Annotated in this window: 28 protein-coding genes; 21 read left to right on the forward strand and 7 right to left on the reverse strand. The window is 45.2% G+C overall.

Annotated elements, in window-relative coordinates; all coding sequences use genetic code 11:
• Positions 1-206 precede the first annotated feature (206 nt).
• Positions 207-593: a ribosomal maturation YjgA family protein gene (locus TSUB_RS18115; RefSeq protein ID WP_087016454.1), complete on the reverse strand. Its 387-nt coding sequence runs from the start codon at positions 591-593 to the stop codon at positions 207-209.
• Between the two features lie 83 nt (positions 594-676).
• On the opposite strand from TSUB_RS18115, the gene TSUB_RS18120 reads away from it, so the two are divergent.
• Together TSUB_RS18120 and TSUB_RS18125 are read left to right on the forward strand one after the other, a co-directional pair.
• Positions 677-1606: an endonuclease/exonuclease/phosphatase family protein gene (locus TSUB_RS18120; protein ID WP_087016455.1), complete on the forward strand. Its 930-nt coding sequence runs from the start codon at positions 677-679 to the stop codon at positions 1604-1606.
• Positions 1607-1887: 281 nt separating this feature from the next.
• Positions 1888-2907: an alpha/beta fold hydrolase gene (locus TSUB_RS18125; protein ID WP_087016456.1), complete on the forward strand. Its 1020-nt coding sequence runs from the start codon at positions 1888-1890 to the stop codon at positions 2905-2907.
• 85 nt (positions 2908-2992) lie between these two features.
• Here TSUB_RS18125 and TSUB_RS18130 read toward each other — a convergent pair whose 3' ends face one another.
• The 5 genes from TSUB_RS18130 to TSUB_RS18150 all read right to left on the reverse strand — a co-directional run bounded on the left by TSUB_RS18130 (position 2993) and on the right by TSUB_RS18150 (position 7618).
• On the reverse strand, positions 2993-4654 hold the full coding sequence (locus TSUB_RS18130) for an RluA family pseudouridine synthase (RefSeq protein WP_246616508.1): 1662 nt from the start codon (positions 4652-4654) through the stop codon (positions 2993-2995).
• 82 nt (positions 4655-4736) lie between these two features.
• Positions 4737-5201, reverse strand: coding sequence for a methylated-DNA--[protein]-cysteine S-methyltransferase (locus tag TSUB_RS18135; RefSeq protein ID WP_087016458.1), 465 nt, complete (start codon positions 5199-5201; stop codon positions 4737-4739).
• The gene (locus tag TSUB_RS18140; RefSeq protein WP_087016459.1) at positions 5194-6573 is read right to left on the reverse strand and encodes a DNA-3-methyladenine glycosylase 2 family protein; all 1380 of its coding nucleotides are present in this window, start codon (positions 6571-6573) and stop codon (positions 5194-5196) included. The genes TSUB_RS18135 and TSUB_RS18140 overlap by 8 nt, the downstream gene beginning before the upstream one ends.
• Before the next feature lie 125 nt (positions 6574-6698).
• Positions 6699-6947: a DUF6868 family protein gene (locus TSUB_RS18145; RefSeq protein ID WP_087016460.1), complete on the reverse strand. Its 249-nt coding sequence runs from the start codon at positions 6945-6947 to the stop codon at positions 6699-6701.
• 146 nt (positions 6948-7093) lie between these two features.
• Positions 7094-7618 (reverse strand): MarR family winged helix-turn-helix transcriptional regulator, encoded by a 525-nt coding sequence (locus tag TSUB_RS18150; RefSeq protein ID WP_087016461.1) that lies wholly within the window; start codon positions 7616-7618, stop codon positions 7094-7096.
• Positions 7619-7719: 101 nt separating this feature from the next.
• Between TSUB_RS18150 and TSUB_RS18155 the strand changes: the two genes are divergently transcribed.
• From TSUB_RS18155 to TSUB_RS18230, 16 genes are all read left to right on the forward strand, one after another.
• The gene (locus TSUB_RS18155; protein WP_159064759.1) at positions 7720-8607 is read left to right on the forward strand and encodes a DMT family transporter; all 888 of its coding nucleotides are present in this window, start codon (positions 7720-7722) and stop codon (positions 8605-8607) included.
• A 367-nt stretch (positions 8608-8974) separates the two neighbouring features.
• Entirely contained in the window at positions 8975-10948 is a 1974-nt protein-coding gene (locus tag TSUB_RS18160) for a BCCT family transporter (protein ID WP_087016463.1), read from the forward strand.
• Positions 10949-11123: 175 nt separating this feature from the next.
• The gene (locus TSUB_RS18165) at positions 11124-11624 is read left to right on the forward strand and encodes a copper chaperone PCu(A)C (RefSeq protein WP_087016464.1); all 501 of its coding nucleotides are present in this window, start codon (positions 11124-11126) and stop codon (positions 11622-11624) included.
• A gap of 206 nt (positions 11625-11830) precedes the next feature.
• Positions 11831-12526 (forward strand): hypothetical protein, encoded by a 696-nt coding sequence (locus TSUB_RS18170; protein ID WP_221274638.1) that lies wholly within the window; start codon positions 11831-11833, stop codon positions 12524-12526.
• Positions 12527-12830: 304 nt separating this feature from the next.
• Positions 12831-13289 carry a hypothetical protein gene (locus tag TSUB_RS18175; protein WP_087022802.1) on the forward strand — a complete coding sequence of 153 codons (459 nt, stop codon included), beginning with the start codon at positions 12831-12833 and terminating at the stop codon, positions 13287-13289.
• Positions 13290-13600: 311 nt separating this feature from the next.
• Positions 13601-14188: a hypothetical protein gene (locus TSUB_RS18180; protein ID WP_221274639.1), complete on the forward strand. Its 588-nt coding sequence runs from the start codon at positions 13601-13603 to the stop codon at positions 14186-14188.
• Positions 14189-14288: 100 nt separating this feature from the next.
• Positions 14289-14582, forward strand: a complete 294-nt coding sequence (locus TSUB_RS25285; RefSeq protein ID WP_414718402.1) for a hypothetical protein — start codon at positions 14289-14291, stop codon at positions 14580-14582.
• Between the two features lie 33 nt (positions 14583-14615).
• Complete coding sequence (locus TSUB_RS18190) at positions 14616-15227, forward strand: hypothetical protein (RefSeq protein ID WP_221274641.1); 612 nt, start codon at positions 14616-14618, stop codon at positions 15225-15227.
• Between the two features lie 229 nt (positions 15228-15456).
• Positions 15457-15945: a hypothetical protein gene (locus TSUB_RS18195; protein WP_221274642.1), complete on the forward strand. Its 489-nt coding sequence runs from the start codon at positions 15457-15459 to the stop codon at positions 15943-15945.
• Between the two features lie 382 nt (positions 15946-16327).
• The gene (locus TSUB_RS18200; RefSeq protein ID WP_087016465.1) at positions 16328-16915 is read left to right on the forward strand and encodes a hypothetical protein; all 588 of its coding nucleotides are present in this window, start codon (positions 16328-16330) and stop codon (positions 16913-16915) included.
• A gap of 362 nt (positions 16916-17277) precedes the next feature.
• The gene (locus TSUB_RS18205) at positions 17278-17853 is read left to right on the forward strand and encodes a hypothetical protein (protein WP_221274643.1); all 576 of its coding nucleotides are present in this window, start codon (positions 17278-17280) and stop codon (positions 17851-17853) included.
• Positions 17854-17979: 126 nt separating this feature from the next.
• Positions 17980-18309, forward strand: a complete 330-nt coding sequence (locus tag TSUB_RS18210) for a Rap1a/Tai family immunity protein (RefSeq protein ID WP_087025210.1) — start codon at positions 17980-17982, stop codon at positions 18307-18309.
• Between the two features lie 175 nt (positions 18310-18484).
• The gene (locus tag TSUB_RS18215) at positions 18485-19588 is read left to right on the forward strand and encodes a YcjF family protein (RefSeq protein ID WP_159065024.1); all 1104 of its coding nucleotides are present in this window, start codon (positions 18485-18487) and stop codon (positions 19586-19588) included.
• On the forward strand, positions 19588-21111 hold the full coding sequence (locus tag TSUB_RS18220; RefSeq protein ID WP_159065023.1) for a GTPase family protein: 1524 nt from the start codon (positions 19588-19590) through the stop codon (positions 21109-21111). The genes TSUB_RS18215 and TSUB_RS18220 overlap by 1 nt, the downstream gene beginning before the upstream one ends.
• Positions 21092-21577, forward strand: coding sequence for a peptide deformylase (gene def, locus TSUB_RS18225; protein WP_087025204.1), 486 nt, complete (start codon positions 21092-21094; stop codon positions 21575-21577). Before TSUB_RS18220 ends, def begins: the two co-directional genes overlap by 20 nt.
• Before the next feature lie 493 nt (positions 21578-22070).
• Positions 22071-22256 (forward strand): hypothetical protein, encoded by a 186-nt coding sequence (locus TSUB_RS18230; RefSeq protein WP_087025202.1) that lies wholly within the window; start codon positions 22071-22073, stop codon positions 22254-22256.
• Here the strand turns inward: TSUB_RS18230 and TSUB_RS18235 are convergent.
• Positions 22253-22750 carry an NUDIX hydrolase gene (locus tag TSUB_RS18235; RefSeq protein ID WP_087025201.1) on the reverse strand — a complete coding sequence of 166 codons (498 nt, stop codon included), beginning with the start codon at positions 22748-22750 and terminating at the stop codon, positions 22253-22255. The two genes, TSUB_RS18230 and TSUB_RS18235, sit on opposite strands and share 4 nt — an antisense overlap.
• Before the next feature lie 191 nt (positions 22751-22941).
• On the opposite strand from TSUB_RS18235, the gene TSUB_RS18240 reads away from it, so the two are divergent.
• The 3 genes from TSUB_RS18240 to TSUB_RS18250 all read left to right on the forward strand — a co-directional run bounded on the left by TSUB_RS18240 (position 22942) and on the right by TSUB_RS18250 (position 24449).
• A complete protein-coding gene (locus TSUB_RS18240; protein WP_087025199.1) occupies positions 22942-23448 on the forward strand; it encodes an outer membrane beta-barrel protein in 507 nt (168 codons plus the stop codon).
• A gap of 178 nt (positions 23449-23626) precedes the next feature.
• Entirely contained in the window at positions 23627-24064 is a 438-nt protein-coding gene (locus TSUB_RS18245; RefSeq protein ID WP_246616509.1) for an RNA-binding S4 domain-containing protein, read from the forward strand.
• A 118-nt stretch (positions 24065-24182) separates the two neighbouring features.
• Positions 24183-24449, forward strand: a complete 267-nt coding sequence (locus tag TSUB_RS18250; protein WP_087025197.1) for a hypothetical protein — start codon at positions 24183-24185, stop codon at positions 24447-24449.
• The last annotated feature ends 201 nt before the right edge of the window (positions 24450-24650 follow it).

The raw sequence follows: 24650 nt of genomic DNA on the forward strand, positions 1-24650 counted from the left end.
TCTAGATGCTTGTTCAGCGAGAATTTCTAGGCTTGTCAGCAAGGCACTGCTTTGAAGGTCTAGTGGACTAAATCGAAAAGCAGTAACACAGATGACAAGCCTAGAAAACTCGCCCAGAGGGAAGCGCCTAGCGCCCCGATTTCTGCGTTAAAGTTATTTGAAAGGAGAAGGCCATTCCTTCATACCTTTGCCTTGAACTCGATGCGCTAGTCCGCTTCTGAATCCCTTATCTTGAGGAGGCTTGAGTATATCGTAATAATCCCCCAACCTAGGCTATACGCGACGAGGTCGAGCCAGTCGAATGTCATACCGATCACAATGCGTGCCATTCGGTTGTGCTCCAAGCCGAGAAGCGCTACTAGGTTGTAGTATTGAGCTATCTCTACGCTGTAGGCAAACAGCAGCGTACCGAGTGCGATTTTCCATCGTGAGAAGGTGAGAAAAGTGCAGAAAAACGCATAGATCCAAATGACCACCAACACATCACCTATGAAGGGGCGAATAATCCGATCATTGATGAATAGTGCGATAAAGACGAGCAATGCAAATAGCGCGACATTCAAGATGGCATAGCGACGGTGAAAAGTGAGCATGATTTGTGTAACGTATCCTTGTTTATTCGTAGAAAGCTGAGTAAACAACCTTGAACCATGTGTTTAGCACTCAGAGAGAAAAGATGCAGCTTACCTTAGCGACTTGGAACTTACTCAACTTTATTGCCCCGCCGAATGCCGCTTACGAGATGGATAACATTCTCTTGGCTGAGCAGTGGCAGAAAAAACAACAGTGGGTTCGTTCACACGTCGCTGCATTGGAAGCGGACATTATTGGCTTCCAAGAGATCTTTTCTGACAACGCGTTAGATGAGTTGTTGCAACCCTATGGATATAAACTTCATATCGTTGACAAACCCCGAGTAAGAGATGGCTATATCTATGAGTCTCCCGTCGTCGGTATTGCCTCCCGCTTGCCCCTAAAACGTTGCTACCCGATCAGGGTTGATACAGAGACGTTGGTATCACTAGGACTTCCCCCGCCGTTCCAATTTAGTCGTACGCCTGTCGTTGCGGTTGTGACACATCCGATTTTAGGTGATATCCGATGCGTGAGTATTCATCTCAAATCTCAGCGCGCATCAGTCGACATAGAGGGCCAAGACCCGCGCAATATCGCACTCAAGCTCTGTGATTCGTGGGCTTCAACACGGCAACGCGGTACTGAAGCGGCACTATTGAATCTGCAGCTCTCTCAAGGCCCCGATGCTCACTTACCTACCGTAGTGATGGGGGATTTCAATCGCGATTTACAGAGTAGTGAGTTAAAGGCGTTGGCGAACAATGGCTGGCTGCACGACAGTTGGGCTTTGTATCAGTCGCAACAAAATAGAGAAATACTTCGGCCTGCGACTCATTACCATGGCGCGGTGGGAAGCGTACTGGACTATATTTTGCTCACTGATCATTTTGATCATAACAGCGTCGAATGCCGAGGCAGAATCTGTGCTTATCACTGTATTGACCGCCATCTGATTAACCCGCGGTACGAAATTGACAGTGAGAGTAGCGATCATGCCATTGTGCAGGTAACAGCCACACTCACAATTTGAGCCAATTTTGTCCCTTATTGAACCACTAACTATCTGATTGTATAGACACTCTTCTTTATATGTCCCAAATGTTATTTTTCGCGATAACAAGCACGTGATCTTCTCCCCATTAGTGGTAATTTGAACAAAAAATAACAAATTGGCCTGAATGTCACGTAACGGATGTTTGGGAAAATTAAGTCAGCTGCGAAAAGCGGCCTGTGTATCACGTCAACCCCACGGAGAGTGGGGAGCATGCAACTGACGTGATCGCAAATTACTACTCACTTCAGGGATGTATCATGGACACACTTTTTACCAAAAAGCGATTGAGCCCGTGGCGATGGCTATGGCGTTTTATCATCATGATTGTGGTGCTGGTTATCGCGTTTGTCGCCTATGTGCTCTATCAAGGCCATTCGACTAAAAAAGCGCTCACGGCGGTGACCTTACCACCGGGACAGTTGCATGATGTGGGAGGCTATCGACTGCATATGTATTGTGCTGGGCATGGTTCACCAACGGTAGTGATGGAAGCCGGCGGCAGCGATTTCTCTCTGACGTGGCGAAATATTCAAGACAAGCTTGCACGCGAAACGCGGGTATGTAGCTACGATCGAGCTGGACTCGGATGGAGTGAGCGTCATCCAGATGCACTGCGGAGCAGTGAGTTGATGCTTGCGGAGTTTGAAAAGCTATTGGCAGCGGCGCAAGTGGAAGGCGATTTAGTGTTGGTCGGCCATTCTTTTGGTGGCATGTTGGTTAGGCGCTATGCGCACGAGCACGCTGATCGTGTTAAAGGAATGGTACTTGTCGATGCTGCTTATGAGTTGATTAGCGATAGAACCAAGGCAATTTACGAAGGGATTAATGAGGCCTCGTTGGCCGAGTTAGCGACGGTATCGACTCTACAGCAACTAGGATTGTTGGCACTTTCACCTGAGGAGATTCCAGATCCGGGTATGCCAGAGACCTTGCTTAGCCAGTATCGTTCAGTGTTAGCGACGACAGACCATGTTAATGGTATGCAAGATGAGTTAAGCCATATGGCGGAAAACTATGAGCGTTTGGTGGATGCACATTTGATTCGGATGGGAGAAATGCCGTTAGTGGTGATCAGTGCGTCAGACAATAGTCTACCGCAGCTCAGTGAAGACGATAACTTCCATCTCAATGCAGAATGGCAGTCGTTCCAACGTCGCCTCGCAACACTTTCCGCCAATAGCCGCCATATTAAGGTGCCCAATAGTGACCATTACTTGCACTTGCAACATCCCGACATTGTTGTCAATGCGGTAAAGAGTATGCTGCCTGATTCGTAATGGATTATTCGTAATGGATTAATTGTCGCTTTAAAGAAAAAACGCGCTGAGTGAGCAGCGCGTTTTTATTTATGAGTATACTAATTTAGAAATCTGGATCGACCTGAAAGTGGACGGTCTCTCGGGTGATGGGATGTTCAAAGGTGATGCTCTCTGCATGCAGATGCAAGCGGTTCGCACGCGTACCATAGAGATCATCACCGACGATGGGACTGTTCAGGCCATCGACATGCGCACAATGCACGCGGAGTTGGTGGGTGCGTCCTGTTTTCGGATAAAGAAAAAGTTTGGCTTTGCCATTGTGGCGCTCGATCACTTCATAAAAGGTCTCAGCCGGTTTGCCATGTTCAAAACAGACGAGCTGGCGAGGGCGATCATAAAAGTCGCCGCGCATTGGCAAGCTTATCGTGCCACTTTCCTTGGGAATATCTTGCTCTAACAGAGCACAGTAACGTTTCTTTACTGTTCGCTGAATAAACTGCTGTTGTAGGTATTTGTTAGCGCGGGCGCTAATGGCAATCACCATTAAACCCGATGTCGACATATCCAGTCGATGGACAATCAGTGGCCCAGTCGCATCGGGATAACGTGCTTTCATGCGGGTATAGACGGAGTCGTTAACTGACTTACCGGGCACCGAAAGAAACTCAGCAGGTTTGTTGATCACCGCAAGGTGTTCATCTTCATAAATGATCTCCACTTGTTTCTTGTCGCTGTCGCTCATTAGCAGAGGGCTCGGCTCTACATCAAGCCCGATCAACATATGTGACAAGATAGGGTGGCATTTACCCTGACAGGAAGGGTAGTAATGCTGGTGGCGACGAATTTCAGATTTGGGCGATTGTCCCCACCAAAACTCTGCGAGAGCAAGCGGTTGATAGCCATGCTGATAAGCGTAATGCAGCAGTTTAGGTGCGCAACACTCACCCGCCCCAGCAGGGGGCACACCATAGGGTGTTTTCTCAAAAATTGCGCCAAGATCTTCATACTCGCCCACGGCGTTGAGAAAGCGGTATTGCGCAAAGAGCTGCTTTTGTAAGCGGTGCGAACGTTGCTTTCGTTCTTGACGGAGTGCATCGATCTGGTTTTCAAAACCATCTAGCGTCGCTTTCGCGTCGTTCACTGTCGCTTCCCACTGCAATTTAAGGTCGCGTAGCTGCAGTTTATCAATCACACTTGCTTCATTGAGTCGTTGCCGCGCTTCTGCGCGTTGTTCTTCAGGAAGTTCACTAAGGGCTAATCGTTGTGCTTTACGCGATTTTTTGTTGATTTGCATCTGCTCGCGATGCGTCGACAGCGCCGTTTTAGCGTCATTGGCCACGGTTTGCCATTGTGTTTTAGCAACGACATAGTCTTGTGAGGCTAATGCAGCATCGAGTTGGTGGTTGATTTTGTTGATCTCTGCTTGCTCAGGCAAAAAGAAGCCATCTTCATCCAGCATATCAAACACAGGCGGGACGAAGCCGGGCAGGTGATTACTCTCAGCGACTTTGCCTGAATAGGCACGTAAATACCCTAGCTCGCCTTGCGCGTTTTCAACCACGAGTACGCCGAACATTTTTCCGGTTGCCGACTCACTTTCTTGCACTAAGCCAAAGTCGTGTTCCCACTCTAAAGGTTGACTGAGTGCATCTTGCAAGGCCTCCGATGCTGCGATTGCCATCGGATGAGGTTGATAGCAAAACGGAAAGGTGAACTGCGCGGGTCTGGGTAACGACGCTACGTCAGCATGAAATGGAAAAAACATCGGATCTTGCATGGTGTCTTCAATCAACAGCGAATGTGGGCGGCAATTCTAGCGGGTTGGACTGAAAAATTCATCTTCTGCATTACGCTTTGATGCCTTCGATACCCTCTAGCTTGAGCAAGGTGGTTTTCTTATCGAGTCCACCCGCATACCCGGTGAGTTTGCCTGACGCGCCAATCACGCGATGGCAGGGAATAATAACCGGAATCGGATTTTTCCCGTTGGCGGCACCGACAGCACGTACGGCTTTGGGGTTGTCTAACTTGACAGCAATATCGCCATAGCTGCAAAACTCACCATGTGGAATGGTTTGCAGTGCGTGCCAAACACGGTGTTGAAAGGCCGTTCCTTTTGGAGCGACGGGGACATCAAAGTTGATGCGCTGTCCTGAAAAATACTCAGTGAGCTCTTGCACTGCTTGTTGAGTGATCGGGTTGGTGTGCGTATCTAAATCAGGATCGGCATCAAAGTGAATCGCGGTAACCGCGGTGTGGTTAGCGATAACATTGAGCCACCCGATTGGCGTATCTATGAGTTGATTAAACATCCATAACATTCCATAAGTAGAAGGTGAGGTAGCTGCGCCAAGGTGCGGCGGCATCTGGGTTAAATGCTGTGGCATCTTGCCTAGCATTGAGGTTTTTAATCGCACGTTGCACGCCGAGATCGCCGCTTAAAAAGATGTCGGGATCATTGATGCCGCGAAGTTTAAGGTAGTCGACGGTCCAAGGCCCAATGCCTTTGAGCTTAAGGAGTGCATCCGCGTCAAAGATCGGATTTTCAATGGCATAGTTGATGAAAGTTAATAGTGTCTCTTTGCGACGCTCTGGCATGCCTAGGCTACGTACAAAGGCTTCGCTGATGGCATTGGGCTCGGGGAAATAGCGGTAAGGTTCCGCGTTATCTGGGTTGCTGTCTATCACTTTCTCCACCAAATTCCTGGCGGCTTTGACCGACACTTGCTGGCCGAGAATTGCGCGAATGCCGGCTTCGAAAGGGCTCCAAATCCCGGGAAGACGAATGCCCGCAATATCCAGTGGCATGCCGATGGCTTTGGTGAGTGCTTGCTCTATGTGCGCGACATCTGCATCAAGGTCAAGGCAACGACGGATGTTGGCGATCAGTAAGTGCAGATCCGCAGGTTTATCGGTGACAATGGCGACATGAAAACCATGCTTGTCTTCATCGAAGGTGGCTGTGAAATGCCCTGTTTCGCCATGGTGCGTGAAGGTACGGCCATAGCTGTGCTCATCTACCCACTCTAAGCCGTTAATGGCTCTGGCGGCATAAAAATCACGGACGGATGGCCAGTGGTAAGGAGGACGAAAGGTTAAAAACAAGCTGAGTTCTCCGTTGTCATTTTGCACCTTAGATTGACGAATCTGTCTGGGTGATAGCTTAAAGTGCTGCTGAAAAGCATCATTAAAACGGCGAACGCTATTGAAGCCAGCCGCAAAGGCGATATCGGTGATCGGTAAGTGAGATTCGTGCAACATCTGCTTGGCGAACAGCAGTTGGCGATAGATAGCATACGTCTTTGGTGACATACCTACGTGTTCTTGAAAGAGGTGTCGCAGGTAGCGTTCGGAGATCCCGAGCCGGTCACAAAAAGCCGGTAACGCTTGATGACTTAACCCTTGCTGCTCAATCAGTGAAAGTGCGCGTCGCAATGTGGTATGGCTACCTAACCAAGCGGGTGAGCCAGGGGCACTGTCGGGGCGACAACGCATACAAGGGCGGTAGCCTGCAGCGGCGGCTTGCGACGCGGCGGGAAAATACTCGACATTTTCTTCCTTGGCGGCTGGGGCAGGGCATATGGGACGGCAATAGATCCCCGTCGTTTTTACCGCAGTGAAAAAGAGGCCATCAAATCTCGCGTCACGCGATAAGCGTGCCTTCAGGTAGTAGTGTGCGTCCATGTCGTAGGCCCTCTAATCTCATTCTCAGCAGCAGACGGGAATGAATTCATACTCAAGCGTCTTGCGATAACGTGAGTACATTTTAGCGCCATTGTTAACACATACTGGCCATTTTCGGTAGTGAATTAGATTGCCATTAGATAGAGGTGGAGAATAACGGAAGGGACGAGCAAACAGGTGATGGTGAAGTTTTTGATTCTTGCCAGCGCGCGATAGTGCCATTGATTGAAACGAGAAACGTCCCAGCCAGAGTGCCGCGTTTGCCATTGATAAAGGCGTTGATGTGCAAACGTGAAAGTGAGAAACCAAGAATACAAGACGGCAACATTAAAGCACGCGCTCACACCTAATAAACTTCGCATCGTTTCTATCATGGTGACCTCTTAAGCTGATTCTCATCTTTACATCGCGTTCATCTGATACTCAAGCCTAGAAAACTCTCCCTTCGGGAAGCTAGTCTGCTTCTGAATCCTACATCTTGAGGTGGCTTGAGTATATCAAGAACGGAAGCCAATTTGGGCTAATCTTGAGGCAAATCAGCATCATGCTTGAGCGAAATCAACCATCGCTTCGATAGTTCAGAGAACGCATGTTGATCTTCTGTAGTGATTCCCGCCACCAGGGACTCTTGGACTTTAACGTGTGCCACAATTGCCTCTTCGATCAGGGCCTTACCTTCATCCGTTAAACTCACGGTCACACTGCGGCGATCATCTTTAGAGTGCGCCCGTGTAATTAAACCTTTCTCTTCGAGACGATCAAGGCGATTAGTCATTGCGCCGGAGCTCAGCATCATGGTTTTAAACAGCACCGAAGGCGTCAGCGTGTAGGGTTGACCCGAGCGAAGTAAAGTCGCTAACACGTCGAACTCACCGAGCTTGATACCAAACTGCTTATGACAATCCGCAATCGCTTTTTCGGAGTGCGCGGCTAAGCGTTTCATTCTGCCAAGCATCGCCATAGGTAAGGTGTTGAGTTGCGGTTTTTCTTGCTGCCATTGTTCAATGATCAGATCGATCGTATCTGCTGGCGTTTGATTAGCCATTCTCGAGTCCTTGGTTATCTTTCTTAACGTAAAGATACTTTACCGAATTGAAAAAGCGAAGTATAGTGGCATTCAAATATCTTTACGTGGAGATACTTGTTGTGATTATTCTTCTTCTGATGATTCCTCAGATGTTCTGGGGAACAACGTATGCGGTAACCCAGTTTGGCTTTGAGTCTTGGCCGACCTTTGCGCTAGGTGTGCTCAGGGCGTTACCAGCTGGACTTATCTTATTGGCGCTTAAACCGACATGGCCGCAACGACGCTATTGGAAACCGCTGTTTATCAATGCCGTGGTGAACATCGGTGCTTTTTTCACCTGTATTTTCATTGCCGCGCAAACACTCCCTGCAGGCTTTGCTGCCGTTGGTTCTGCAACGACCCCCATGTTTGCGATGATCATTAATCATTTTAGGGGCGAAGCCGCACCCGCCAAACGCCAAATAGCCGCGGCATTACTTATGCTAACGGCGGCAACTCTGTTGTTTAATCCGGCGCAAGGTGAGGTCAACCTTATTGGTGTTGCGGCAATGGTCATCGGCATCCTGTTGATTCTCTTCGGCAGCTTGTGTGCAAAAACCTTGATAGCCGAGTTAGGTTGGTGGCAAGTGCTCGTATGGCAGTTGATTTTAGGGGGATTGATGTTGGTGCCTTTCGCTGCTTGGCAGTGGTGGCAGTCGCCCCCTTCAGTCACGTTCAGTCGTCAGCTCTTTGGTTCAGCAACTTGGTTGGTGATTGCCAACACCATGATTGCTTACAGTGCATTTCTCTATCTGTTGCGCAAAGCGACGATATTGCAGCTCGCGTTTGCGGGGATAGCGAACCCTTTGGCCGGCATTGCTGCAGGGGCGATATTGATGTCAGAACAATTCGAGTTCTATCAATATGGGTTAATGGCGCTGATGTTGATCTGTGCGCTGCTGGCGCAATTGAAACCCAATCAAAATAGGTGGAAGACGAAGGAATTGAGTGGCAGTGAAGCGCAGTGATGCTGGGAGGAGGGCATAAACATAATGTAGTAAAACAGGTTGGCTCAGTGCGTCTATTTCGGTTTGTTAGTGAAGCACTGCTGTGGAGATGGGACGATATCGTTGGACAGGGTAAAGGTAGGCAAAGGCAGGGTGATGAGGAATAATCAAACACTTTTGGCATGGAAATGTTTTGTGTTCATATTATTCGTTTGTGTTATTAATGAGCAATTATACGGTAAAAAACACTAGATACTTTGAGTTTAAAAGGTTTGTGTACTAACTAATTGTGATATCATCCGCGCACATTTTTCGCTCTGAGGCGAATAGTGACCCGTCGGATGACGCTGCGCTATTCATAAGCTAGGGGCACAACAAGGAGTCACTTTTGTCTACGGACTTAAATAAACCTGTTTTTTTCTCTTCTGTTTTTATTATTGCTCTACTCGTCATCTTTGGCGTGTCTATGCCGGCTGAGCTTGAGGCTAACTTTTCTATTTTGCAAAAGTGGCTGATCAACAATGCGAGTTGGTTCTATCTCGCTGCCGTTGCAATCTTTTTCGTTTTCTTGATTGGCGTAATGTGTAGCCGATTAGGTGATATCAAACTTGGTCCAGACCATGCCGAACCTGAATACAGCCTAGGTGCTTGGTTCGCGATGCTGTTTTCCGCAGGCATGGGGATCGGTTTGGTTTTTTATGGCGTGTCTGAACCTGTCATGCACACCATGTGGCCGCCGGTTGGCGAAGCCTTTAGTGCCGAAGCGGCACAGCAAGCGTTAAAAATCACGTTCTTCCACTGGGGTATCAGTGCTTGGGCCGTTTATGCACTTGTTGCACTTTCGCTCGCTTACTTCTCTTATCGCCATAAGTTGCCACTGTTACCACGCTCTGCTCTTTACCCTCTCATTGGTGATCGTATCTATGGTGTGATTGGTCATGCCGTGGATGCGTTCTGCGTGATTGGTACCTTGTTCGGTGTCGCCACCTCGCTCGGTTTTGGAGTGATGCAGGTGAATGCGGGTTTCAACTACCTGTTCGGCCTTGAGGTTTCAAGTGGCGTGCAGATGGGGCTCATCGTTGTTATCACCTTGTTTGCGACGATTTCTGTTGTTCTGGGTTTAGACAACGGGATTAAGCAGCTTTCTAAAGTGAACATGGTCTTGGCTGGCGCATTGCTTATCGTCGTGATCGTTGCGGGTCCAACGGCATTGATCATGCAGATGTTTGTGCAAAACACTGGCGCGTATCTGTCTGATCTCGTCACCATGACTTTCAACCTCTATGCCTACGACCCGAAAGAAGAGTGGATTGGCGGTTGGACGATTTTCTACTGGGGCTGGTGGATCTCTTGGTCACCGTTCGTGGGGATGTTTATCGCACGTGTTTCACGTGGTCGTACAATTCGTGAGTTCCTTGTCGGCGTGTTGCTCATTCCAAGCTCATTCTGCTTCTTGTGGTTCACGGCGTTTGGTAACACGGCTATCGACGCGATCATCAACAAAGGCATGACGTCACTGAGTGAGACGGTGGCGAATGATGTGCCTGCCGCGTTGTTCCAATTCTTTGAATTGATGCCAATGTCGACAGTGCTATCTGTTATTGGTGTTGTGTTGATCATTACTTTCTTCGTCAGCTCATCTGACTCTGGCTCATTAGTGATTGATACCTTAACCAGCGGTGGTGCAGCAGAGCCGCCTGTATGGCAACGGGTATTTTGGGCTTCAACCGAAGGTGTGGTTGCGGCAGCACTATTGTGGGCAGGTGGTTTAGCCGCGCTGCAAACCATGACCATTGTGAGTGCTTTCCCGATTACGGTGATGCTGCTTGCGTTCTGTTACTCGCTATTTAAAGCACTGCGTCATGATTACTTGCTGATGAACAGCGTGCAAACGCACAATACAGCGGTACAGTACGCGAAAGCGAACGTAAGTTGGCAAAGCCGTATTTCTGCGCTGGTCTCTCACCCTGACCGTGGCGAAGCGACCTCGTTTATTACGGATACGGTGCAGCCTGCCTTGATCGATCTTGCGAACGAGATGCAAGCAAATGGCCTGAACGCCAGTATCGAGAAACTGAGTGAACAACGGGTGCGTTTAGTGGTGCGTAAAGATGAAGCGGAAGATTTCGCTTATGGTATTCGTCTTCAGCAGTTTGTCGTACCGTGTTACGCCAATGATGAAGAGACAGAGAGTCAAGAAGAGTACTACCGCGCTGAAGTCTACCTGTTGCAAGGTGGTCAGCAGTACGATGTATTGGGCTATACCAAAGAGCAAATCATTGCGGATGCACTGACGCAGTATGAACGCCACCTCCATTTCTTGCACTTAGCGGTCTCTGAAGAGGCACCCGCGCAAGCCTAGTGAGACAAGCAAGACGATAAAACACCCGCAGCCAGCGGGTGTTTTTGTTTGTATCGGGAATAGATTGACAGCATCAATAGTGAATAGGCATCACATTTCTACACTTCCCCACAATTTGCTTGTTATCAGGGTGTTACAGTTGCTCTCTATCGATGGACAGAGACAAGGCATACCCATGAAAAAAACACTTTTACTTTCTCTCTCGCTGCTCTTTTCAGGGCTCGTTAACGCACAGGATGTTGACGTTGGCGATCTCCACATCCAAAAACCGTGGTCTAAGCTGGTTCCGCCGACATCTGCGGTGACTGCGGGCTTCTTTGATGTGACCAATGAAGGTGAGGCTGACGACCGTATTATTGCCGCTCGCGCAGACATCGCCGGTAAGGTTGAGCTACACAACCATATCCATGAAGACGGCATGATGAAAATGCGTGAAGTCTCAAGTATTGAAGTACCGGCAGGCGAAACGGTCTCCCTAAAGCCGGGCAGCTTCCACGTGATGTTCTTTAACCTCACTAAGGTCCCGGCGCTAGGCGAACAGTTCCCTGTCATCGTTACGTTTGAAAAAGCCGGGGAGGTAGAGCTGATGTTTAAAGTCAAAGAAGCCATTAAACCGATGCACCACAATGGGAAGCACGATCATAACGCTCATGATGGCGAACATCACCATCATTGATGGGTATTCTAAATCGGATTAAGTATCTCTGCCCCGTGGGTTCATGGGGCGCTAGCTTTACTTGTGATATTGTGTTCTTAACAACTGATTTCTAGAAATAGCGATAAACAACTTGCGATGTAAATCATGTTTCTACATCGTGGCCATGGATCTTATGACAATAAGATGACGATGATCTAACTCTGTTTGCTGTAGGAGTCTATATTATGTTTTTGGACTTTTTCGAAAAGGAATTTAAAGAAATTTCGGATGTCCCAGAGGCCTTGTCATCATCATTGAGTGATGTCTTTAAAGAGAGGTTTAGTGGTGGAATTCCATCTTTATTCAAGGAGATGAGAGATGATTTGCCGAAAACTTACAATGTAATTGAAAAAAAATTCGAATTAAAATTTGGCTCTAGATTACTTTGGGGGAGAAGACAGATTCTTTTCGCACTTGTTAGTCAAGACATGTTAGTGGAAGTATCATTATATTGTGTTAACCATTATCATGTCAGGCATTTATTTGAAAGGTCTGCTTATTTGCCGAGGGAAATTGAATCGTATTTTAATCTATCTAGAGGATTTATTATAAATAAAGAGGGCCAAAGTCGAGAGATAAAAAAAGATGTACCAATATTGTATACCTGGCCTACAATTTTTGAAGAATGCATCGAGTTAACGAATGAAGATGTATCTTCTGTTGATGAATGGATAAAGAACTGCAAGGTATTAATATACACTCGTAGTCATGAAGTTATCCTTTTGGATAAAAAAACATCTATTGCTTATTTTACAAGCATGGACAATGTCTTGGACCTAAAGCCAATCGTTGATCTCGTCGATTTTTGGGACAGCTATAACGCTTATTTGCTAGAAAATGGCAATTCGTATGGGTTTAGATTTGCTGATTACTATGATTAGAAGCATTAACAAGAGTTTCAAAAGAATATGTGATGTCATTGGTATTTTGGGGCTGCTTATCATCAGTGTTGCCTGTCTCAGGTGCGATGATTAAAGGAGGTCTTATTATCCTTGTTTTCATGCGCTCAGGATGATTGGCTCGTCATTTAGGTATATAGAGTTTAAGTGAGGAATGCATGAAGCTGAAAAATGGAACAGTCGAGAATGAAGAAATTGTTATTGATGACCGTTTGATATTTAATGTTATTGGGCCAGAAATAGTATTAAAAACTGCGTAATTCAGTCTAAGGTACCCACTTCTGCGTTGGGTATCCGTGGTACTTTAGAGGACACGACGATTGTTGCTAAAAAGCCTTTAGGTGGATTTTATTGGTATGATGTTTCGTTGACTCGCTGCAAGTTTGTAGGCAAATTCCATAATAATTGTTTTGGTAGTAGAAATGGTTCACCAGGCTTGGTTGAGCAATGTGATTTTAGTCAAGCGGACATTGATAGGTGTTTTTTCTTCGGGAGCAATGTTGAAAGTAACACTTTCCCTAAATGGCCTTTTTTGTTCTTATTTAACAGCAGAGAAAATGTCTCGAAATTGGAACAATACGCAAAGGAAAACGAAAACGTTGCTTATATATTTAGTCATTCTAAACACTTTGGTGAAGAAGTAAAGGGTATTTGCTATGACGCAAGAAAACTGGCTAAGTTGTTTAATACTACCGTGGATGATATTAAGCATTCATTTTCAGGATTTGATTTTATTAAGTTTTAATTTCACTGATTAAGCAGTAATGATGGAGATCGTTTATGCCAACGCTTCACTTTTATTAGAACACTCTAAAATGTATTGCGTACAAGAAGTTTTACTTCGATGATTACCACTCTAGATTACGGTAATACACTTCAAATAACTTGTGTGCTTAATGTCTGAAATTGACTACTTACTATCGATATCGTGTGACCTTCGATTTGTTTTTATTCCTAACGTATAGAAACGAATAGTTTAAAATGTGATATTGTGAATTGTAATAAGTGGTTTTATAACTTCATACATATCAATTCAACATCGGAGTCAGTAGGTCAATGTTGTATAAAATGGCGGTGATTTTGTTGCTTTTTACTGGTTCAGTTTCGGCTTCGCAGTTGGATTTGAATAAGTGCAAAAAATTATTAAGAATATATCACAGTGGCGAAAAAATTAGACTTAACTTTAACGGAAAAAAGTTCCCAGATGCGTTGCAGAACTGGTATATGAAATACTATGGGTCTTTTGACGAAAGTTGGGTGAATGCTGAGGTTACTATAAAAAATTCGGTCAGTCTTTTGAGAGAGAATAATGAGTTAAGATTTGATATGGAATTTATGCTATTGCCATTAATGTATTTGAAATTCGACCGAATGAATTATAGTACGGATGCATATTATTACGATATTTTTAATTATATAGATGATAGAAATTACATGATGTTGTTTGAAGATCCAGGTGATGTTTTTCCTTCACCCGCGCTCTCTCTCGCAGGTCACTACGATGAATGGGTGAGGGAGTTGTTTCTAAGTAATATTAAAGATGTCATATATAAAACGGCTGACCTTGGATCTTATTACAAGAATACATCAGGTGAAGACTTTTTATATTACACTAGTTGCCCTATAGGATTTGCTATTTACTAGCTAGGTTTTCATGTTAACTGGGGTGACTTCCCTATTAATTATAGGTTAGCGAGTGCCGTGGGATTAAATCAACCCTATCACAGTTCAAGGGCCAATCGCCATTGATACATCAAAATTCACTTCAGGACGTACTACTATGTATGGTGATATTGGAAATAGAAGGCAGTTCTGGAGGCAATGGAAAGATACTTTCTCTGGCACTTTAAGTTCTGATAATTTATATTTTGTTAAATCTAACCGATCTCCAGTTGTTGATGAACATTGGATTGATCACTTTCCTGAACATGCAGATCACCTAGGTGATCTCATTATCCATCACCATTTGGACTATGGGCATAGTGCCATACCTTTGCCTAAATCTCTACATAGTAAGCGACCAGGTTGGAGAATTTGACACCTTTGCATTCAGGTAAACAGGCGGTAATAAATGATTAATAACATTGATGAGTTGAAGTTATATACAGATGTAGAAGCGGCTAAATTTCCTACGATTGCATCGCATATTAGGCTTGGTAGTTCTAACTATTCAGAAGAACAAATAGCTGAGTTAAGCCGACGTATTCCTGAGTTGCCCTTATGCTATATACGTGTTGTTCGTCAGGTTGAGTTAACTGGAGTGTCTATAGGTCAATTTGCTTTATGGCCTGTCACGTATGGAAGCGGTGATTTACTTACCTGTCTCACCAAAGCCAACGAAAGCTGCAGTAATCCTTTTCTTGGGTTCTATAGTAATAATTATCTTGTTGAGGTTGCATGTTGTGAAGCAAATACTGTTTGCATAGGAAGTGCCGCTGGAAGAAATGAAGGCCAAGTGTTTCTTGTAGATATTAGCTCTGGCCCTAACCCAGTATTTCTTAAGTTAGCAGAGAACTTTGAGCAATTCTTGATTCTTGCTGGGAATCTTCATGACATCAGTATGTCATATCAGGAAAATGAAAACTCAGGACTTATTGAATTCTCTTCTCGTTTGGAGAAGTTTGAATTAGACAGTAGCTCAGTGTCTACTTGGATCCGGATGTTAGAAGAGGAACTGTTTTAGTTGTCAGTAATCACCATCATTGATGGGTATTCTAAATCGGATTAGGTATCTCTGCCCCGTGGGTTAATGGGGTGCTAGCTTTACTTATCATATTGTGTTCTTAACAACTGATTCCTAGAAATAACGATAAACAACTTGCGATGTAAATCATGTTTCTACATCATGGACATGGATCTTATGACAATAAGATGGCGATGATCTAACTCTGTTTGCTGTAGGCGTCTATATTATGTTTTTGGACTTTTTCGAAAAGGAATTTAAAGAGATTACGGATGTGCCACAGGCCTTGCCATCTGAACTAAATGATGTGTTTAAAGACAGGTTTAGTGGTGGAATTCCATCTTTATCTGAGGAGATGAGAGTTGACTTACCAAAAACTTACAATGTAATTGAAAATAATTTCGAAATGAAACTAGGTTCTAGGCTACTTTGGGGGCGAAGGGATATCTGCTTTGCACTTGTTAGTCAAGATATGTTGATTGAAGTTCCACTCTACGATATTTATTATTATCATGTAAAAGCTTTAGATGACAGTTCTACTTACTTGAAAAAGGAGATTGAATCATACTTTTATCTGACAAGTGGATTTCTTATACATAAGGAAGGCCAGAGTAAAGATCTTAAAAAGATGTACCTATATTGTATACTTGGCCTACAATTTTTGAAGAATGCATCGAGTTTACGAATGAAGACATATCTTCTGTTGATGGTTGGATAAAGGACTGCAAGGTATTAATATACACTCGTAGTCATGAAGTTATCCTTTTGGATAAAAATACATCTATTACTTATTATACAAGCATGGACAATGTCTTGGACCTAAAGCCAATTGTTGATCTCGTCGATTTCTGGGACAGCTATAACGCTTATTTGCTAGAAAATGGCAATTCGTATGGGTTTAGATTTGCTGACTACTATGATTAGAAGCATTAACAAGAGTTTCAAAAGAATATGTGATGTCATTGGTATTATTGGGCTGCTTATCATCGATGTTGCTTGTCTCAGGTGCGATGATTAAAGGAGGTTTTATTATCCTTGTTTTCATGTGCTCAGGATGATTGGCTCGTCATTTAGGTATATAGAGTTTAAGTGAGGAACGCATGAAGCTGAAAAATGGAACAGTCGAGAATGAAGAAATTGTTATTGATGACCGTTTGATATTTAATGTTATTGGGCCAGAAATAGTATTAAAAAACTGCGTAATTCAGTCTAAGGTACCCACTTCTGCGTTGGGTATCCGTGGTACCTTAGAGGATACGACGATTGTGGCGAAAAAGCCTTTAAATGGATTTTATTGGTATGATGTTTCGTTGATTCGCTGCAAGTTTGTAGGCAAGTTTCATAACAATCGTTTTGGTAGTCGAAATGGTTCATCAGGTTTGGTAGAGCAATGTGATTTTAGTCAGGCGGATATAGATGGAGCGGTTTTTTACAGTGGTAGTGTAGAAAAGCACATTTTTCCTAAGTGGCCATTTCTAGTCGTTTTTGTTACGGAAGACAACATTTTACAACTGGAAAAATCGGCATTGAAGGACGAAAATGTGGAAGATGTTCTTGAGCATATAAAAGTATTACATAAGGAAAGAAAGGCGATCTGCTATGATGCTAGAAAAATGGCTAAAATATTCAATGTTTCTTTAGACGATATTAAGCGTTCGTTTTCAGGGTTTGACTTTATTAAGTTTTAGCCATTAATCTGTAAGACGGAGAACATTTATGCCAACGCTTCACTATTATTAGAACAGTATAAAAGGTGTTGCGCACTATCAGTTTTTCTTCGAGAATTATCATTCTATAAACGGTGAACAACTTCAAATAACTTGTGTGCTTAATGTCTGAAATTGACTACTTACTATCGATATTGTGTGACCTTTGATTTGTTTTGATTCCGAACGTATAGAAAAGAATAGTTTAAACTGTGATATTGTGAATTGGAATAAGTGGTTTTATAATTTCATACATATCAATTCAACATCGGAGTCGGAAGGTCAATGTTGTATAAAATGGCGGTTATTTTGTTGCTTTTACTGGTTCAGTTTCGGCTTCGCAGTTGGACTTAAATAAGTGCAAACGTATTTTTGAAATATATAACAGTGGTGAACCTATTAGAACTGATATCCTTACAGATAATCACCCAGCTGTGTTGCGTAACTGGCATATGAAATACTACGGATCTTTTGATGAAAGTTGGGCTCATGCCGAGATTGTTTTAAAGAAGGCGATCAGCCTTTTGAGGGAGAACAATGAGTTAAGGTTTGATATAGAGTTTATGGCAGTACCTCTAACCTATATTAGATTTAGTCCAATATTTTACAGTACGGACGCATATTATTATGATATATTGAGTTATGTAGATGATAGTAATTACATGATGCTATTTGAAGATCCAGGTGAAGATTTTCCTTCCCCCGCTCTTTCTCTCGCAACTCATCTTGATGAATGGGTGAGGGCGTTATTTCTAAGTAATATTAAAAGGTTATATCAGAAACGGTTGATCTTGGGCCTCATTATAAACACACATCAGGTGAAGAATTCTTGTATTACATTAGTTGTCCGAGAGGATTTTTACTTTACTAGCAAGGTTTTCATGTTAACTGGGGTGATTTCCCTATTAATTATAGGTTAGCGAGTGCCGTGCCTTAGGGTTGAATCAAGCAGGGTCAGTAATCTTGCTCGTCTTACGGTTCGTCGGCTAACCTTGAAGTGTGTATCTCAATGTGTCGTACTCGAATCCGCATTGCTGGGAGGCGCTATGAAAACAGTCGGTGCTATCTTGATAATTTTCGTCTGCTCTTCACTCGTGCAAGCAAGTGAATGGCAAGATATCAATAAGAATGCCGATCACTTTTATCAAGCACTAGCCAGCAGCGATAGGGCATTACAGGCGAATGCACAGCACTATTTGCAAGGTGTGATAGATGCAACAGAAGGTGTGTACTGGTGTGATGCCAGTAAGTTCAAGATGGAGGAAGTACATGCCCGAGTCAACAGCGATCTCGCCAATACGTCTGCAACAGAGCGTAAATCCTTTTCGGCGGCAGAAGCGATCATTCGCGTAATTTCGGATTACTTTCCTTGCTAGCTTGCTGAAAACTCAAATCGTATCGCTTGGCGACTTACGAGTCATACTGTTTGCTGACTTGACCAATACTTCAACCACTTACTCGCTTTTTGTCCCTAAAAAATTTCCCCTTCCCCGCTAAACTTGATAGAAAGGTAAACGATTAATGTCGTTGTGGTGGGGGAGAGGTAAGTTTATGAAGTCAGCATTCTTTCAACGTCTTTATGATGCGGTGATGAACCCGCCTGCGGATGAGGTGCCAGTGGAAGCGGCATTGATGACGCTGCCCACATTGTGGCTACTGGGAAAGACGGGTGCTGGCAAGTCCACGTTCATTAAAACCCTCACCAATGATAGCAAGATTGAGATTGGCAACGGATTTCAGCCTTGTACCCAAACCGCTTCGCTTTATACCTTCCCGAATGAGAAACCGTTAGTCGCTTTTCTCGATAGCCGCGGCTTAGATGAAGTTGATTATGACCCCACCGACGATATCGCTTACTGCCAGTCGAAATCGCATGCGGTTGTTATCGCCTGCGCGCTCGATGAACCTGATCAAGCGTCGGTGATTGCCGCGTACAAGCAAGCTTTAATGAGCCAACGAGACCTCGCAACGGTGTTAGTGTTTAGTCGTAAGCATAAAATGCCAGCAGAAGATGCTGAACGCGCACAGACGATTTTGCAGCAACAGTTCGAAGCGATCGCGGGGAAAGCGTTACCTGCTGTTATTTACAACAGCGACGATGACGTTGAGGTTGCGCGATTAAAGGCGACGGTGGCTGAAATTCTGCCAACTTTGCATTTGTGGTTACAATCCAGCCAAGCGAAAGATGCGGAAAGCCTCTGTTTTCAGCGGTATCAGAACGAGATTCTTTGGTATGCCGGGGCAGCTGCCGCGAGTGATACCTTACCGGGTGTCGGCTTAGTCACTGTGCCCACTATTCAAGGAAAATTACTGCACTCCTTGGGGAAACGGTATGACTATCAATGGGACCGCGCCCGTTTATCTGCGTTTTCTTCCGCTCTCGGCGCGAGTATGTTACTTCGCTATGGCGGGCAACTAGGGGGAAGGCAATTAGCGAAGTTGATTCCCGGCATTGGTCAAACGGTAGGCAGTGCGGCGGCAGCAGTGATCAGTTTTTCCACGACCTATGCACTTGGGCGTGTCGCTTGCTATTACCTGTATCAGTCCAAACTGGATCTGCCGGTGGATGCCGACAGCTTGCAGGTGATCTATCGTCAAGCCTTGAGCGAAGCCAAATCTATGCGGGAGAAGAACAATGCGGGAGACAAACAGTAATGAATAAGTCCCCTTGGTGGCAGTGGTTTCCTAAGATGAAATTGCTCCTTGTCTGTTGCTGGTTGGTACCGATTCTCGGTTTAGCGGCAGCAGGCGGGGTATGGCTTTGGCAGCAAGGGCTTTGGTGGATCTTTTTCGCAGGTGTGACGCTACTAACGGTAAGTAGTTACTCACTCCATTTTCTCCAACAACGCATAGCAAAGCGCAAGCCTGATGTGGGCGACGTGGTGACGGAGGCGGATCCCGCTTGGGGAGAGCAAGAGCAGTTGGTCTGGCGAGAGCAAATGAGTGCGCTCGACAACTTGGATGAGCCCGAGTGGGGCAGTTTGTACCCCTTGTGTTTAGCGCAGTTTGAGCGGGTTGCATTGATTTACTATCCCGACAACAGTCGCGCAGTGTATGCGTTTACATTGCCTGAATTGTTGCAGATTAACGAAGAGGTCAGTCGTCGTTATCGTCAATATGTCGATCTTCATTTGCCGTTAGCGAATCAGGTGAGAATAGATAAGTTAATCGCGGTATATGGTAAGAAAGATCAGATCCAGCGTGGTTGGCGTTGGGCGAACAATACCTATCGTGTCGCGCGATGGATAAACCCGATGAGTGCGGTGATGGGGGAGATTCGAGGCGCGCTGTTCAGTAAGGCGTTTGATGAAGCGGGAGATCGACTTCAGTATCGCGCCAAGCGTTTGCTGTTAGAACAGTCCTGCGCCGTGGCGATTGATCTGTATAGTGGCCGTTGGCAACTGCGAGAGGAAGCACCAATACCGATGGCTGCCGATGTTCAACCCGTGACCGTGTCGATCATGGGGCAGACGAATGCGGGTAAATCTTCTTTGGTGAATCAACTTCTTAATAAAACCGTGGCAGAAACTGATGTGTTGTCGACGACCGCGGAGCGACTCGGCTACTTGGCGGATTATGAAGGTGATGTACAAGTGATTTATCAGGATACACCGGGTGTCACGATGGCTGACTTGTCCGGTTGTATCGAGACGGCGGTAAATAGCGATTTATTGATTTGGACGATGAAAGCGACACAATCGGCGCGGCAGATTGATGTGAGTTTCTTCCGAGCCCTCAATGACTATTATGTGGCGAACCCTGAGCGACGATTTCCTCCTATGCTTGTGGCGATTACCCACATAGATCAGTTGGGCCCAGATACGCCACTCGAATCCCTCAATATTGACCAGCCCGATTCGCGCAAGGCGCAAATGGTGGCGGATCTTGTCAATCACCTAAAACTCACATTACCCATCCCTGAGCATGTTGCTTGGGTACCTGTTTGTACATTGCCGCCGCATGTTCACAATGTCTCCGTCCTTGAAACGGGGGTCATTGCGAGCCTTGATGACGCAACGGGCGTGCAACTTAACCGGCGTCGTCACAAGGGTATCCGCTTTGATTTGCAAAAAGAGTGGCGACGGGCGGTGAACTTAGGCAAGGTGGTTGCGGTACAAACGCTCACTTCAAAAGCATCGAAAGTAGTAGGACAAGACAATGATAAGAAAGCTGGGTGATGACGTACTGCGCGAGAAAGCCAAACCCATTGCGGATATTGGTGAACATTTAACGTTGTTCGATGAGATGTTGATACAGATGCAAGCGGCAAATGGGGTGGGGATTGCCGCACCGCAGTTAGGGCAAAGTGTGCGGGCCTTTATTGTTGCGTCGAATCCTAACCCTCGTTATCCCGATGCGCCTTCTATGCCGCCAGAACTGATGATCAATCCAGAGCTGCTTTCTCATGGCGAAGAGAAAGAGTTGGGTTGGGAGGGGTGTCTCAGTGTTCCTGAACGTCGTGGCGAGGTATATCGATATCGTGACATTGTGGTTCGATATCAAAATGTCGATGGCGAAAGCGTGACGGTGTCACTAAATGGTTTTGTTGCTCGTATCTTCCAACATGAACTTGACCACCTTGATGGTGTTTTGTTTGTTGATAGAGCGGAGCAGCTTGTTGATGTCGTCCCACCGTCTGAATAGTATTTAGCCTCGAAATTCTCGCTGACACCAGTCGGTATTGTTGCTTATAAGTGATCAAATAGTGATTGGTATTGCCCCGCTGTCTTTTTCCAGATCTCATTCTCTAGATGAATAATGCGCTCTGTTGCCTATAAATCGGGAAATCTCTATGTTTATACTCAAACCACCTCAAGATGCTTGTTCAGCGAGAGTTTCTAGGCTTGTCAACAAGGCACTGTTTTGAAGATCTAGTGGACTAAATCAAAAAACAGTAACGACGGTGGCGAGCCTAGAAAACTCGCCCTTCGGGAAGCGACTAGCGCCTCGATTTCTGCGTTAAAGGTGTTTGAAAGGGAAAGCCATTCCTTCACACCTTTGCCTTGGTATCTTTACCTTGACTTAGACGCGCTAGGCCGCTTCTGAATCCTGCATCTTGAGGTGGTTTGAGTATATCTCGTTCACAGGACGTGAACGCAAACTGTTCGTCAGTTTGATAACTAAGGGGTTAAACGATATGGAACTTCATGAGAAGGTGATTAAATACTTACTGCAATGGGTGGGGGTCTGTATGTTCGCTTATGCAGGGTCACTCGGTGTGGTGAATACGGAAAGCCAAGTGCTTTCAGTATCCGGTCTTGGCATTTTCTTTTGTGGCTTTGCTATGCGTAAAAAGCGGGATGAAGAGAGTCAGGAAGACTAGCTACTCGTAAGCAAGGTCTCCAGCATTGAGCGAATGGACTGAAATGCAAACTTATCGAGGTTGATTTCCTCAATCGCGACCCATCGTAGGCTTGCCACGTCATCATTCGCTTTGAGGTGTTCGGGTTTGGCATCCAGCTCGACTAAAAAGAAACAATCACAGGTGTGATAGGTGATGCCTTTGTAGGGATAGACATTGGGTTGGGAGCCAATATATTGCAAGATATCTGTGTGCCAGCCTAGCTCTTCTTGGAGCTCACGTTGTAGGGCGGTTTCGAGAGGCTCGTCATAGTCGACAAATCCACCGGGTAAATCCCACATTCCTTTCCCAGGCTCTCGCGCGCGCTCTGCGATGAGCATTTCTCCTTCAGCGATGATGATCGCCGCGACTGCTGTCGCTGCATTTTGAAAATACGTAAAACCGCAGGCTTTACAAAGGAAAGACTTAAGGCTTTCGCGCTCAAACGTGCTGGCACCACATCGGGGACAAAACATTGGATACCTCATTTTTTTAAAGATTTTGTGAAGTAGACCGATAAAAAAAGTACGAACGGAAGATGTTCATGTACAATTTAAACCAAAGGTATTGATTTTCAAAAGGTACTTTTGGACGTAATACTGTCATGTAATGATGCTTCCATAAAATATTTTCTGATTCTTAGCGAGTAAGCTGAAAGCGAGGGACTATGCAACTTAAAAAAACACTATTGGCTGTGGCACTACTAACAGCGAGTGCACCATCAATGGCATTGGTTGGGCTTTCTGTGGGTGCAAATGGCGGTGCAACTCGCCTAAGCGGCAGTGGCGGTAACGAGTATGGTTATGAGTACGGGGTGAACGCAAGCTACGGTATTGGGCCGTTTCTCAGCGTGAATGCTGGCTATACCACGGGTGAAGGTAAGGTGAACACGACTCTGACAACAGGTAAGCAGACCGTCAAGTACACCACTATTCCGGTTCAACTCCGTTTTGATTTCCCACTTGTCATCGGTGATGTTTACGCACGTGCGGGCGCCAACTTTTATGATGTGGACCATAATCCAACCACGGATGATGGCGTAGGCTTTACGGGTGGTGCAGGTTTTGTATTGACCATCTTCCCATTGGTCGATTTCACTATCGGTTATGAGTACCGTGATATGGGTGAGCTCACTACTGACTCAATCGTATTGAGCGCAGGTATTGGCATTTAAGTCACATTGACTGTTTGTATGAGAAGCCTTTCAGTGATGTCACTGAAAGGCTTCTTTTTTGCTCGTTTTTTCACGACTTTCAGGGAATGTATATACACCAATCTCATTTTTTAATTACAGTACTGTCATTTTGATATAGAATCGCCGACAATTTTGCTGAGTGTACTGACTGAGATTGATGAGTATGACCGATCATGTCACTGAAATTGAGGTAGAAGCATCGCCGATTGAGGTAGATAGCCTGCCAATAGAGCTATATAAAGCACTAAAGATTGCTAACGTGGTTTCCGGTGGCGGGGAAGCGAAGTTTGTTATCTCTGAAGGGTATGTTGCTGTCAACGGAGAGTTGGAGCAGCGCAAACGTCGCAAGCTGGAAGAAGGCGATGTGATTGAGTTTAACGGCGAGTTTTTCTTTATCGACTTTCAGCCTCAAGTGGATTTTACGCCAGAGTATCATCAACCAAGTTCGCCACCTGCGGTGCCTGTGCGTTCGACTGAACATGATTTAGAGCCAGCGGTAACGTCTAAAGCAAAGAAGGCCACAGCGAAAAAAGAGGCGAAACCTAAACGTGCGAAGCGTGATGAAAACACAGGACGACGTGCGATCAGCTTTTAATGTCACTGTAGATTGATGGTTTTTATGAAAGAGCAGCCTTCGCTGCTCTTTTTGTTTGTGCGTGAATCTGGGATAATTTGCATTATTGCCCCTACGGGTAACCATATAGGAACAAGCAATGTCTGAAGATATCATGACTGGCGATACCTTGATTGAGATCGTCGAAAATCAACTAGAAGATGGTAACCCGATTAAAGTCAAAGAGACTTTGATGCGTTTGATGATGACGGGTCATGCTCGCGAAGATGCGATTGCGTTTATTGCATCCGCGCTTGCCATTGAGGTCTTCGATGTTATGAAGAATGACGCGCCCTTCAATACAAAGCGCTATGCTGAAAACCTAGATTGTTTGCCAGAGATGCCTTGGCAAGAAGAGGCTGAATAGTTTTCAATCGTTTGAGTGATACTCAAGCACCTTGAGGTGGCTTGAGTATATACAGGCTCATTTATTGAGCCTTTTTGCTGAAAAAACCGACGATTTGTCCAAACCTGCACCATTTACTCTCTCTCATCTCCTCCGAAGCTTGTTTGCTAAATTTCTTTTAAAGCTTGCAGAAAATGTTGATCCCAAGCACTTTCCCGCTGG

Origin of the sequence: Thaumasiovibrio subtropicus (assembly GCF_019703835.1) — a bacterium.
GTDB lineage: Bacteria > Pseudomonadota > Gammaproteobacteria > Enterobacterales > Vibrionaceae > Thaumasiovibrio > Thaumasiovibrio subtropicus.